General features: G+C 48.7%; 10 protein-coding genes. 9 read left to right on the top strand and 1 reads right to left on the bottom strand.

The window, feature by feature from the left end; translation table 11 throughout:
- The first annotated feature begins 109 nt into the window (after positions 1 to 109).
- Both ACQKPA_RS02275 and ACQKPA_RS02270 read left to right on the top strand, forming a co-directional pair.
- Entirely contained in the window at positions 110 to 1,030 is a 921-nt protein-coding gene (locus tag ACQKPA_RS02275) for an ABC transporter permease (protein ID WP_427489017.1), read from the top strand.
- Positions 1,031 to 1,042: 12 nt separating this feature from the next.
- Positions 1,043 to 1,906 (top strand): carbohydrate ABC transporter permease, encoded by an 864-nt coding sequence (locus ACQKPA_RS02270; protein WP_427489015.1) that lies wholly within the window; start codon positions 1,043 to 1,045, stop codon positions 1,904 to 1,906.
- A 24-nt stretch (positions 1,907 to 1,930) separates the two neighbouring features.
- On the opposite strand, the gene ACQKPA_RS02265 is transcribed toward ACQKPA_RS02270, so the two are convergent.
- The gene (locus ACQKPA_RS02265) at positions 1,931 to 4,171 is read right to left on the bottom strand and encodes a helix-turn-helix domain-containing protein (protein WP_427489013.1); all 2,241 of its coding nucleotides are present in this window, start codon (positions 4,169 to 4,171) and stop codon (positions 1,931 to 1,933) included.
- Between the two features lie 129 nt (positions 4,172 to 4,300).
- Between ACQKPA_RS02265 and ACQKPA_RS02260 the strand changes: the two genes are divergently transcribed.
- The 7 genes from ACQKPA_RS02260 to hslV all read left to right on the top strand — a co-directional run bounded on the left by ACQKPA_RS02260 (position 4,301) and on the right by hslV (position 12,207).
- Entirely contained in the window at positions 4,301 to 4,456 is a 156-nt protein-coding gene (locus ACQKPA_RS02260; protein WP_427489011.1) for a hypothetical protein, read from the top strand.
- A gap of 208 nt (positions 4,457 to 4,664) precedes the next feature.
- Entirely contained in the window at positions 4,665 to 5,825 is a 1,161-nt protein-coding gene (gene sucC, locus ACQKPA_RS02255) for an ADP-forming succinate--CoA ligase subunit beta (protein ID WP_006211339.1), read from the top strand.
- A gap of 96 nt (positions 5,826 to 5,921) precedes the next feature.
- On the top strand, positions 5,922 to 6,851 hold the full coding sequence (gene sucD / locus ACQKPA_RS02250; RefSeq protein ID WP_071220478.1) for a succinate--CoA ligase subunit alpha: 930 nt from the start codon (positions 5,922 to 5,924) through the stop codon (positions 6,849 to 6,851).
- A 122-nt stretch (positions 6,852 to 6,973) separates the two neighbouring features.
- Positions 6,974 to 8,149, top strand: coding sequence for a DNA-processing protein DprA (gene dprA / locus ACQKPA_RS02245; protein ID WP_427489009.1), 1,176 nt, complete (start codon positions 6,974 to 6,976; stop codon positions 8,147 to 8,149).
- Positions 8,150 to 8,185: 36 nt separating this feature from the next.
- The gene (topA, locus tag ACQKPA_RS02240) at positions 8,186 to 10,285 is read left to right on the top strand and encodes a type I DNA topoisomerase (RefSeq protein WP_216531861.1); all 2,100 of its coding nucleotides are present in this window, start codon (positions 8,186 to 8,188) and stop codon (positions 10,283 to 10,285) included.
- 15 nt (positions 10,286 to 10,300) lie between these two features.
- On the top strand, positions 10,301 to 11,635 hold the full coding sequence (gene trmFO / locus ACQKPA_RS02235; RefSeq protein WP_427489006.1) for an FADH(2)-oxidizing methylenetetrahydrofolate--tRNA-(uracil(54)-C(5))-methyltransferase TrmFO: 1,335 nt from the start codon (positions 10,301 to 10,303) through the stop codon (positions 11,633 to 11,635).
- A gap of 29 nt (positions 11,636 to 11,664) precedes the next feature.
- A complete protein-coding gene (gene hslV / locus ACQKPA_RS02230) occupies positions 11,665 to 12,207 on the top strand; it encodes an ATP-dependent protease subunit HslV (protein ID WP_006211334.1) in 543 nt (180 codons plus the stop codon).
- Positions 12,208 to 12,242 lie beyond the last annotated feature (35 nt).

Raw genomic sequence — 12,242 nt, 5'->3', positions numbered from 1 at the left:
CTTTTCCCGGACCGGCTTTTGGCTAAGTAATGGCTGGTCCCGGTCCCTTATGGGGAAGCAGCATGGAGTTTGAGTTTTGATATAAGCGGCTAAAGGAGGATACGTTTTTTTGCAACCACCGAAGAATCCGGGTTTCTTGACGAAAGTGAAGCGGGACAAATACCTGCTTCTGCTGCTTCTGCCCTGTGCTCTTTATTACATCATCTTTAAGTATGTTCCCATATTCGGCATTTCGATCGCCTTTATGGACTACAACTTATTTAAGGGAATCACGGAGAGTGACTGGGTGGGTTTTAAATATTTCAGCATGTTTTTTAGTACGCCTGACTTCTGGCCTGTTCTCAGAAATACATTCCTGCTGGGCTTATACAAGCTGATCTTCGGCTTTCCGGCACCTATCATACTTGCTTTACTCATTAATGAAGTAAGTAAGTCGTTTTTGAAACGGTTTGTCCAGACGGTCAGTTATCTCCCGCACTTCATATCCAATGTGGTTGTAGCGGGGATCGCGGTTATGTTCCTGTCTCCGACAGGCGGGGTGGTCAACCAGCTGCTGAGTGCGATCGGACTCGAACGAATCAATTTTTTGGTTGAGGCCTCCTGGTTCAGGTCGATATATGTAACCACGGACGTCTGGCAGCATATTGGATGGGGGACCATCATCTATTTGGCTGCTTTAACGGCAATCGATCCGCAGTTATATGAAGCGGCACGGATGGATGGTGCTAACCGGTGGAAGCAGACGCTGAATATTACACTTCCCGGCATTGCGCCTGCAATCGTGATTATTTTGATACTTGATATCGGAAAAATACTGGAGATCGGCTTTGAGAAAGTATACCTGCTCGCGACTCCCGCTACTTATGAGACAGCTGATATTATATCCACCTATGTGTACAGGGTCGGCTTAACTCAAGGCAACTACAGTTATGCCACGGCGATTGATCTGTTTACCGGCATCATCAGCTTCATCTTCATTATCGCGGCTAATTCGTTCAGCCGGCGGGTTAGCGGAAGCAGCATCTGGTAAAGGAGGAACGTGATGAAACCGAAATGGAATTGGTTTGACGCGCTCAATGCCTTGATCCTTTCAGGGATTGTGATGGCGTGTCTATACCCGTTTGTTTATATGCTAGCCGTGTCTCTCAGCGATTCCGCATCGATCGCCTCCGGGGAAGTATGGCTATGGCCAAGGGGCTTCAACTTGGATATGTATCAGTATGTGTTCGAGGACGGTCGGGTGCTGAAAGGATATAAGAACACACTGATTTATGTGATTTCAGGGACCGCCATTTCTTTGATTGTAACGGCACTTGGGGCTTATGCGCTGTCCAAGACCAAGATGGTCATGGGCAAACCGATCCTGATGCTGATCGTTTTTACGATGTTTTTTAACGGCGGGATGATTCCGACGTTTCTGGTCGTGAAGGAGTTGGGCTTTGTCAACACGATATGGGGCATGGTACTGCCCGGAGCGGTAGGTACCTGGAATCTGCTCATCATGCGGACTTTCTTCATGGGCATGCCTCAAGAGCTCGAGGAATCCGGAAAAATAGATGGACTGTCCGAAATCGGGATTTTCTTCCGGATTGTGCTCCCGCTATCCAAGCCGGTGCTGGCCACCATCGGATTGTATTATGCCGTCGGGATGTGGAATAACTTCATGGGGCCTCTGCTGTATCTGCGGGATGCCGATATGCAGCCCCTCCAGGTGATTTTAAGAAACATCGTGCTGTCGGGGCAATTGACGGGAACGGATGGTCCGATTGTGGGCGATATCGTGGTGGTGGAGGATGGCTTGAAATTCGCTACCATTATGGTGTCCACCTTGCCGATCCTGCTTGTTTATCCGTTTATACAGAAGTATTTTGTAAAAGGGGCTTTAATAGGCTCGGTTAAAGGTTAAAGCGGCCGGCCGCTCACCTATGTGTTATCGGATCCAGTTGGTTTTCCGGTAATCACCCGGTGTTTGGCCGGTTATTTTTTTGAACATGCGGATAAAGGAAGTGACATTACGGTAGCCGATCCGGTTGCCAACTTCCTGAATCGGCATATTTGTCGTCTGCAGTAGTTCTTTCGCTTTTGTTATTCGAATCGCATTCAATTGGTCACTGAAGTTGCTCCCCGTCTTCTCTTTAATATACCCAGACAGATAAGTTGGCGACATGTTGAGTTTAAAGGCAAGCTGCTCGAGTGATATATCTTCAGCGTAATGGGACTCCAGATAATGAATGACATATTGAATGATATCGTAATGCTCCTCACGTTTCAGACGGATCGCATGGGCTGCATGGGCAAGCTCGTCGAGCAGGATTTCCCGGTATTGCTCGGGGGTTACGCTATATGCAAGCTTTTGTGCGTAATCCGGAAGGGTGTCGATATTGATTTTCAGCAGTTCTACTGTCCTTCTCATGCGGACCGAGACCGATTTGGCAAAGTGGCTTAGTTGATCGGCCGTGGCCGCTTGCCGCTGCAATCGATCCAGGGCGCGCTCAATAAGCGATTGGCAGCTGCTCTCGTTGCCCGCCTGTAAATTCACGTAAAATTCGTGTTCCTGCTCGGCAGTGAATCCTGTTACATCTTCACGGCGTTCCTTCTCCCAGATGATCTGGGTTTCCTCAATCGGCATGGCTTGTTGCAGGAGCGACATGGCTTCTGCATAAGCCCGGTCAAAATCAGAGGTTTGCTGGAACACGGACGAAACGGCAATATTCACGAGATAGGTGCTTTGATCTTGATCAAAAATCTGTTTGAGATGATTGAGACACTGCTGCAGCATGTCAGACTTTTCTTGTGTATACACAATGGATAAAATCTGCTTGCCCTCCATCTGAAGGGTGTGGGATAAGGGAAACGATTCTTGGATCTGCAGCGTGATCATATCTTTGATCTTGCCGGTTGCCCTTGTCATTAAGGCATCAAGCTGACGCGAAGGGACGTGCCGGTACCTCAACTGATAAACGATAACCATAAATGCACCCTCGCCGACCCAGAGCTCTTTGGAAGCCTTGGTATCAAGGGCAATGTTTTTGAACTGGGCCCAATAATGGTAGCTGGTCAGCAGCGGTTTGGTATGGTCCATCCATTCCTTGATGATCTTACGTTCATGCTGTAAACCCTTCAGATGGTTGGAAATGGCGCTGAATTCGGCAATACTCCCTTGATACAGCTCCATCTCTGCTTGGCCAAGTCCCGTTACCATTCTCTTGAGCGGCTGATTGATTTTGCGGGAAAATACCCAAGATGCCAGAATCCCAATAAGCAGGGTAGCTGCAAATAACAATACGGCAATCCAGTTCATGCGGCTGATGCTCTGGTTGAGTTCGTTATGCGGAATAATGGAGACGAAGGTAAGACCGGAGCGGGTGCCTTTTTCGAAAAAGTAATAGGTTCCCTTCTCCATGATCCATTCCGATTGGCCGTCCCATTCCGGCAGTTGGAGGGATTTCGCATCCGGCGCGGATTCGTACAGGGTTGTTCCCTCCGAGTCCAGCAGCAGAAAACGGGAACCAGCCATTCCTTTATATGATTCATACCAGCTTTTCATATTTACGAAAGCTATGATCCTCCAGGGGCTGCCCTGCACATTCGTAATTAGCGGCATTAGCTGCAGCTCACTTTTCTCAGTCCCGATGGAGAAAGTGCTGCTGGGAAGCATGTGCAGAAAGCCGTTGGCGCGATCTCTCCGTTTCCAGAATTCGTATGGATAGGAATCGCTTTTGTAGTAATGCTTAAACATGCGGTCATCATCGACGATGCCATCCCGTTCAAGCAGGAAGGAATGATTTTGGTAGTAAATCATGACATTGTTCAAGTGATAGTAGGGCTGGCTTACCAGGGTCCGAATCTGATCCATCACCGTATCCACCTGCAGATAATTGATGCCTTTCTTTCCCCCGGAATCGGCCTGCCTGCTGATATTGCCGACAAATTCATCGTGCTGAAGGTTGAGGAGGAGATTTTTCCATGTGGAGTATTGTTTCTCAAAATGATCGACGGTGTTTCGAATCAGGGTCAGATTATATTTGACAATTTCATTGTTAACATTGCGGGAGTAGAATGTCATCGACCATAGATTATAGGAGGAGAGCAGGAAAATCACGACGAGAAAATACACGAGCATTTTGACAAATAATGAATGCAGCGGAAAAAATGACTTCAACCAACTCATGCTGAATCTCCTTATGAATGCGTTCACTAATCTTTCAATCATTCTAACGGATAGCAGAAAAAGGATAAAGAGTTTTATTTTGCGTCACAGTTTATCTCAAACAAAAAGGGATTTAATGGTATAATAGTAATGAATACACCAAATATTATGGGGATGGGAGAGTGGATCGGGATGACCATATTATGGGAAAATATCATCATTACACTAGTTGCAGGATCGTTAGGTATTGCCGTTGTCGTATTGGGGATTATCGGATTGATAAGCTTTGCACGAAAAAACAAATAAATTTTACATATATCTCCAATTTATATCTGGAAGGAATCATACCCATGCCAAATCGAGTGGATAAACTGTGAACTTTTTAAGGTAAGCGTTTTAAAAACATGTTACAATAGCTTGGGTTTAATATATAAAGGTTGACAGGGTAATCTTTCATAGATTCGTTCCGTGTCAGCCAGCCTTGTTCCAGTCATGTTGATAGGAGGATTCGAGAATGAATATCCATGAATATCAAGGAAAACAAGTACTGAAGCAATATGGAGTAGCTGTTCCGAACGGCAAGGTAGCGTTTACGGTAGAAGAAGCAGTTGAAGCTGCGCAATCTTTGGGCAGTCCCGTAACCGTTGTCAAAGCACAGATCCACGCAGGCGGTCGGGGTAAAGCCGGCGGCGTTAAAGTGGCGAAGAACCTGGATGAGGTTCGTGCTTATGCTGAAGAAATTCTGGGCAAGGTGTTGGTGACTCACCAAACGGGTCCGGAAGGCAAGGAAGTCAAGCGTCTCCTCATTGAAGAGGGCTGCGATATTCGCAAAGAGTATTATATCGGTGTGGTCGTTGACCGTGCTACCGGCCGTGTCGTTTTGATGGCGTCCGAAGAAGGCGGTACCGAGATCGAAGAGGTTGCAGCAGCAACTCCCGAGAAGATTTTCAAAGAGGTTGTAGATCCAGCGATCGGACTTCAAACATTCCAAGCACGGAAATTAGCGTATTCCATTAATATTCCGAATGAATTGGTAGGGAAAGCCGTTCAGTTTATGCTGGCCCTGTATAAGGCATTCGTAGAGAAGGATTGCTCTATCGCTGAAATCAATCCGCTTGTCGTAACTGGTGACGGAAACGTCATGGCTCTTGATGCCAAACTCAACTTTGATTCCAATGCGCTGTTCCGTCATAAAGACATCCTTGAACTGCGTGACCTGGACGAAGAAGATGAGAAGGAGATCGAAGCATCCAAATACGACTTGAGTTACATAGCTCTGGATGGCAACATCGGCTGTATGGTTAATGGTGCCGGTCTTGCCATGGCTACGATGGACATCATTAAGTACTATGGCGGCGACCCTGCTAACTTCCTTGATGTTGGGGGCGGTGCAACAACGGAGAAGGTAACGGAAGCCTTCAAGATTATTTTGTCCGATCCACAAGTAAAAGGAATCTTTGTCAACATTTTCGGTGGTATTATGCGCTGTGACGTTATTGCTACCGGTGTTGTCGAAGCAGCGAAACAGCTGGGACTGACTCGTCCGCTTGTTGTACGCTTGGAAGGGACGAACGTAGACCTCGGCAAGCAAATTTTGGCTGAGTCCGGTCTTAATATCGTACCTGCTGATTCCATGGCCGACGGAGCACAGAAGATCGTCTCCCTCGTTCAGTAATATTTCATTCCTGAAGGGGCATGGCACGATGGGCTTTTTAGCCCTGCCGTGCGGTTGCTTTCATTTTCAAATAACAATAGGGGATGTGAATCAATCGTGAGTATTTTGATCGATAAAAATACAAAAGTTATCACGCAAGGGATTACAGGTAAAACAGCCCTTTTCCATGCAAAAGGTGCCCTGGATTACGGTACACAGATGGTCGGGGGAACTTCACCCGGCAAAGGTGGAACCGAAGTCGAAATTACGCTTGAGAACGGCGAAACCGTCAAATTGCCGGTTTACAACACCGTTGAGGAAGCCAAAGCCAAAACAGGCGCAACCGCTAGCGTAATTTATGTGCCTCCGGCTTTTGCAGCCGATTCCATTCTGGAGGCTGTTGATGCCGAGATGGATCTGGTTATCTGTATTACGGAAGGCATTCCGGTGCTGGATATGGTTAAAGTATCCCGCTATATGGAAGGCAAGAAGACTCGTTTGATCGGACCTAACTGTCCGGGTGTCATTACACCGGGCGAATGCAAAATCGGCATCATGCCTGGTTACATTCACACGCCAGGACATGTCGGAGTTGTATCGCGCAGCGGTACCCTGACATATGAAGCCGTTCATCAGCTGACAGCTCGCGGCATCGGACAATCCTCCGCCGTAGGGATTGGCGGCGACCCGGTTAAAGGGACGGAGTTTATCGATGTATTGAGACTCTTTAATGAAGATCCTAACACCAAAGCGGTTATTATGATCGGTGAGATCGGCGGTACAGCGGAGGAAGAAGCGGCTGAATGGATCAAAGCGAACATGACTAAACCAGTGGTAGGCTTCATAGGCGGCGCAACGGCGCCTCCAGGAAAACGTATGGGCCACGCAGGCGCGATTATTTCTGGCGGTAAAGGAACAGCCAAGGAGAAAATCTCTGTACTTGAAGCGTGCGGTATCAAGGTAGCTCCTACACCTGCTGAAATGGGCTCAACCCTGGTTAGCGTGCTTGAGGAGAAGGGTCTCCTGGAGTCTTGCACGACTCACTAGATCTAGATTTTTATGCAATTCTAGCAAAGGCTTAACTTAAGGTAAGCAACCTTTTATTTCCTAAACAGGAAATGAAGGGTTGCTTTTTTGTTTTTGATTTTATATTTTAAGGAGGTCCCGTTATGAAGGTGGACAGCTTACTGCTGATCGCATTGCATGAAAGCGAAGGTGTCGGATGGAAGACCATTAACCGAATCATATTGAATGGTGAGCTACATGAGGGGCTGCTGTCATATGATGCGAATGATTGGAGGGCCTGTGGTCTGTCTGTCGAAAAAGCGAATAAACTGGCCAAGGACTTCCCTTCCAATGTCGAAAGAAAGCAGATCGATCTGTCGAATGCGGATGATGTCGGGTATCGCCAACATGAAGCCGGGGTATGGAATTTGACAAACCGTTCAAAAATACGTATTATAACAGCCCTCGATGATATCTACCCGGACACGTTACGATCTTCGCCACAGGCACCTTGGGTGTTGTATTGCATGGGCAATCTACATCTGCTGTCGAGGCCTGGGATTGCGATGGTAGGTACAAGAATGCCTACGGCCTATGGGCGCAAACTTGCAACGATGCTATCGGAGGAGTTGGTGCGATCAGGGTTCATGGTTGTCAGCGGCATGGCCAGAGGCATTGATAGCGTTGTCCACGATTCGGCTTTGCGAAGCGGGGGGCCGACAGTGGCGGTTCTCGGAGCCGGCATTGACGTTATATATCCACCGGAGAACCGATCGCTGTATGAAGAGATCGCGGCTAAGGGGCTTATCATTTCCGAATACCCGCCAGGCACCAAGGCGCTACCGGGATTCTTCCCGCAGCGTAACCGGATTATCGCGGGAATCACGTTAGGTACCGTGGTGGTGGAGGCAGATGCCCGCAGCGGATCGTTGATTACGGCGGATTTAGCCCTGGAGGCGGGAAGGGACGTATTCTCCGTTCCGGGACCTGTTACTTCGCCCAAGAGCAGAGGGACTTTGGATTTGATCAAGCAAGGAGCCAAGATGGTCACGGAAGCAAGGGATATAATAGAAGAATATGATTCTTTGTTGCCAAAAGTGGCCTCCGATACATACAATAAGGAGCGGCGGGCCCCTCGTCAGGAGCAGCCGGATGAACTAGCCGGGTTGACAAATGACGAACGACAAATATACCATATGCTCGAACAGGGTCCCGGGTCGCTGGATGATATGATCGAGCGAACCCGGTGGGATTTTGGACATTTGCATTCAGTTCTGTTATCTTTAATCATAAAAAAGCAGATTACCCAATTACCCGGTGCTATATATAAGATCATTTAATGGGAAAGTTTGAATGTTGGAGAGGAGGATGAACCTGTGGCGGATTCACTCGTCATCGTAGAATCGCCTGCTAAGGCGAAAACGATTGGCAAATATCTCGGCAGCAAGTATATCGTGAAGGCTTCGATGGGTCATGTTCGCGATTTGCCGAAGAGCCAGATCGGGGTTGAAGTGGAAAACGACTTCAATCCGAAATACATTACGATCCGCGGAAAAGGTTCTGTCTTAAAGGAACTTAAGGATGCTAGCAAAAAGGTGAAAAAAGTGTACCTCGCAGCTGACCCCGATCGCGAAGGGGAGGCCATTGCATGGCATCTTGCGCATGCATTGGAGCTGGACGATACTCAAAGCCTGCGGGTTGTATTTAATGAAATAACGAAAACGGCCGTGAAGGATGCCTTCAAGACGCCGCGCAAAATTAACATGGATTTGGTTAACGCGCAGCAGGCAAGACGTATCCTGGACCGCTTGGTTGGTTATAAGATCAGCCCTATTCTATGGAAGAAAGTAAAAAAGGGTCTCTCTGCCGGCCGCGTTCAATCGGTAGCCGTCAAAATCATTCTCGACCGCGAGAATGAGATAAGCGCTTTCGTACCGGAAGAATATTGGACCATTACGGCCAAGCTGGCCATTAAAGGATCCGCATTCGAAGCCAAATTCACGCAGCTTAACGGCGCGAAGAAGGAGCTGACCAATGAACAGGAAGTCAATGAAATTCTCGAAGCGATTCGGGATGCTTCCTTCCAAGTCAGCGAAGTAAAAGAGCGCGAGCGTCAGCGTCACCCGTCTCCACCGTTTACGACGAGCTCCTTGCAGCAGGAAGCTGCACGTAAACTTGGTTTCCGGGCTGCCAAGACCATGTCCGTTGCCCAGCAGCTGTACGAGGGCGTCGAGCTTGGCAAGGAAGGCACCGTAGGCTTGATTACCTATATGCGTACGGACTCCACGCGCATTTCAGGTACGGCTCAAGAAGAAGCAAAAGAATACATCACCGAGAAGTATGGTGATCCGTTCGTTCCGGAGAGCCCGAGACAATACTCGAAAAAAGCAGCCAACGCTCAGGATGCGCATGAAGCGATTCGTCCTACATCGGTGCTGCGGGATCCTGAATCCATGAAGCCGTTTATGAGCCGCGATCAGCTCCGCTTGTACAAACTGGTCTGGGAGCGTTTTGTGGCAAGTCAGATGTCTTCTGCAGTGCTGGATACGCTTTCTGTGGATATTGCCGCGGGCAAGACCGTCTTCCGCGCAACAGGTTCGAAGGTTCGTTTCCCTGGATTCATGAAGGTCTACGTTGAAGGCAACGACGACGGGACGACAGAGGAAGATAAATACCTGCCGGAGCTTCACAGCGGCGATATTCTGGAGAAGCAGGATATTGAGCCGAAGCAGCATTTCACGCAGCCGCCTCCGCGTTATACGGAAGCACGACTTGTCCGGACGCTGGAAGAGCTCGGCATAGGGCGACCTAGTACGTATGCACCGACACTGGAGACGATCCAGAAGAGAGGCTACGTTGCCATCGAAGAGAAGAAATTCATGCCAACCGAGCTCGGTGAACTTGTCATCGAGCAGATGGAGCAGTTCTTCCCGGAAATTCTCAATGTGGAGTTTACGGCTAACATGGAAGAGGACCTCGACCATGTGGAGGAGGGCTCCGAAGATTGGGTCAAAGTATTGGCAGAGTTCTATGAATCCTTTGAAAAGCGCCTTGAAGTAGCAGAGGAAGAAATGAAGGAAATCGAAATCGAAGATGAGGTTTCCGACGAGATCTGCGAAAAGTGCGGAAAGCCGTTGGTGTATAAGCTGGGCAGGTTTGGCAAGTTTCTTGCATGCTCAGGCTTCCCGGATTGCCGGAATACCAAGCCGATCGTGAAAGATATCGGTGTGGCGTGCCCGAAATGCAAGGAAGGCCATGTCGTGGAACGACGAAGCAAGAAGGGGCGCGTCTTCTTTGGGTGTGATCGTTATCCCGAATGTGATTTTGTATCATGGGATAAACCGTCAACGAAGCCGTGTCCGAATTGCAGCAGTTTAATGGTAGAGAAGAAAAGCAAGCAAGGCATTAAACTTCAATGTACTTCTTGTGATTATTCCGAAATGGTCGAGGAACAAGACGACGCAGCAGATTTGTAAGGCATACAGGGGGTAATGACGTTGACAGATTCACAGAGGGTTACGGTTATCGGTGCAGGGCTTGCCGGCAGTGAAGCTGCCTGGCAGATCGCTAGCCGAGGCGTACCCGTTACATTATATGAGATGCGGCCGGTCGTTAAGACGCCGGCTCATCATACGGACAAGTTCGCTGAGCTTGTATGCAGTAATTCGCTTCGGGCGAACGGTTTAACCAACGCAGTAGGGGTATTGAAGGAAGAAATGCGGATGCTGAACTCGCTTGTCATCGGTTCGGCAGACCGCAATTCCGTCCCGGCTGGCGGTGCATTGGCCGTTGACCGTGACGGTTTTTCGGGAGAAATTACGGAGACTCTGCATCAGCATCCTTTAATTGAGGTTGTAAATGAAGAAATTCAGCATATACCTGAAGAAGGCATCGTTGTTATTGCTACAGGGCCGCTGACCTCGCCCGCATTATCATCACAGATTCGTGAGCTGATGGGTGAGGACTATTTCTATTTTTACGATGCGGCTGCTCCGATCGTGGAAAAAGACTCTATTGATATGAGCAAGGTCTATCTGGCATCCCGTTACGATAAAGGCGAAGCGGCTTATCTGAATTGTCCCATGACGGAAGAAGAGTTCGACGCTTTCTATGACGCCCTTATCAATGCCGAAGTCGCTCAATTGAAAGAGTTTGAGAAGGAGATTTATTTCGAGGGCTGCATGCCGATCGAGGTCATGATGAAGCGTGGTAAACAAACCGCCTTGTTTGGCCCGATGAAGCCTGTTGGATTGGTGAACCCGCATACAGGCAAGCTGCCGCACGCTGTGGTGCAGCTCCGTCAGGATAATGCGGCAGGTACCCTCTACAATCTTGTCGGTTTCCAGACTCATTTGAAGTGGGGCGAACAGAAGCGGATTATTTCCATGATTCCGGGACTTGAGAACGCCGAAATTGTGCGATACGGCGTCATGCACCGCAATACGTTTGTCAATTCGCCTAGACTGCTGGAACAAACCTATCAGGTGAAAACGCGGCCTAATCTGTATCTGGCGGGACAAATGACGGGCGTAGAAGGATATGTTGAATCGGCGGCATCCGGATTGATTGCTGGGATCAATGCAGCTAGAGCCGCTCAGGGGCAGGAGGGGATCGTATTCCCTCAGGAATCGACCATCGGGAGCATGGCCTACTACATAACCCATGCAGATCCAGATAACTTCCAGCCGATGAATGCGAACTTCGGTCTTCTTCCGAGCCTAGAGAAGCGCATTCGCAACAAAAAGGAAAAAAACGAAGCGCTTGCAAGCAGAGCTCTTGACGGAGTACGAGTATTTATTAATGCTAACGAACTAAATACAATCTAATCTTATTTTCTTAGGGAGGTCTTGCCATCATGGAAATGACTTTTCACGCCACTACAATTTGTGCAGTACGGCATAATGGCACAGCAGCTATTGCCGGCGATGGCCAAGTTACATTTGGTGAAAGTGTAGTCATGAAGCAGACCGCCAAGAAAGTGCGCCGTCTTTACCGGGGACAAGTTGTCGCCGGTTTTGCCGGTTCTGTGGCGGATGCAATCACGTTATTTGAGAAATTCGAAGGCAAGCTGGAAGAGCATCATGGAAATCTGCAGCGCGCCGCTGTTGAACTCGCGAAGGATTGGCGTCAAGACCGTGTGCTTCGCAAGCTTGAAGCTTTGATGATTGTTATGGATAAAACCGGGATGCTGCTGATTTCAGGCGGCGGCGAAATCATCGAGCCTGATGATGATGTGCTGGCCATTGGGTCAGGCGGCAATTTTGCCTTGTCGGCAGGACGGGCGCTTAAGCGTCATGCCGGACATATGGAAGCGAAGGATATCGCCAGAGAAGCGCTTCAGATCGCTTCTGAGGTGTGTGTCTATACCAACAGCAACATTATTGTCGAAGAGTTGTAAGGACGCCATACAGCAACATATAGCCATATCAGGGG

It is taken from the genome of Paenibacillus sp. NPDC093718, assembly GCF_050279985.1.
Classification (GTDB): Bacteria; Bacillota; Bacilli; order Paenibacillales; family Paenibacillaceae; genus Paenibacillus_AQ.
The sequence above is the reverse complement of the archived record's forward strand: the minus strand, read 5'-3'. Positions and strand labels throughout refer to the sequence as shown.

What these genes read in the sequence shown, in the direction of transcription:
- ACQKPA_RS02270 (WP_427489015.1), top strand. Translation starts at nt 1,043, where the DNA reads ATGAAACCGAAATGGAATTGGTTTGACGCGCTCAATGCCTTGATCCTT.
- ACQKPA_RS02265 (WP_427489013.1), bottom strand. Translation starts at nt 4,171, where the DNA reads ATGAGTTGGTTGAAGTCATTTTTTCCGCTGCATTCATTATTTGTCAAA.
- ACQKPA_RS02260 (WP_427489011.1), top strand. Translation starts at nt 4,301, where the DNA reads ATGAATACACCAAATATTATGGGGATGGGAGAGTGGATCGGGATGACC.
- sucC (WP_006211339.1), top strand. Translation starts at nt 4,665, where the DNA reads ATGAATATCCATGAATATCAAGGAAAACAAGTACTGAAGCAATATGGA.
- dprA (WP_427489009.1), top strand. Translation starts at nt 6,974, where the DNA reads ATGAAGGTGGACAGCTTACTGCTGATCGCATTGCATGAAAGCGAAGGT.
- trmFO (WP_427489006.1), top strand. Translation starts at nt 10,301, where the DNA reads ATGACGTTGACAGATTCACAGAGGGTTACGGTTATCGGTGCAGGGCTT.
- hslV (WP_006211334.1), top strand. Translation starts at nt 11,665, where the DNA reads ATGGAAATGACTTTTCACGCCACTACAATTTGTGCAGTACGGCATAAT.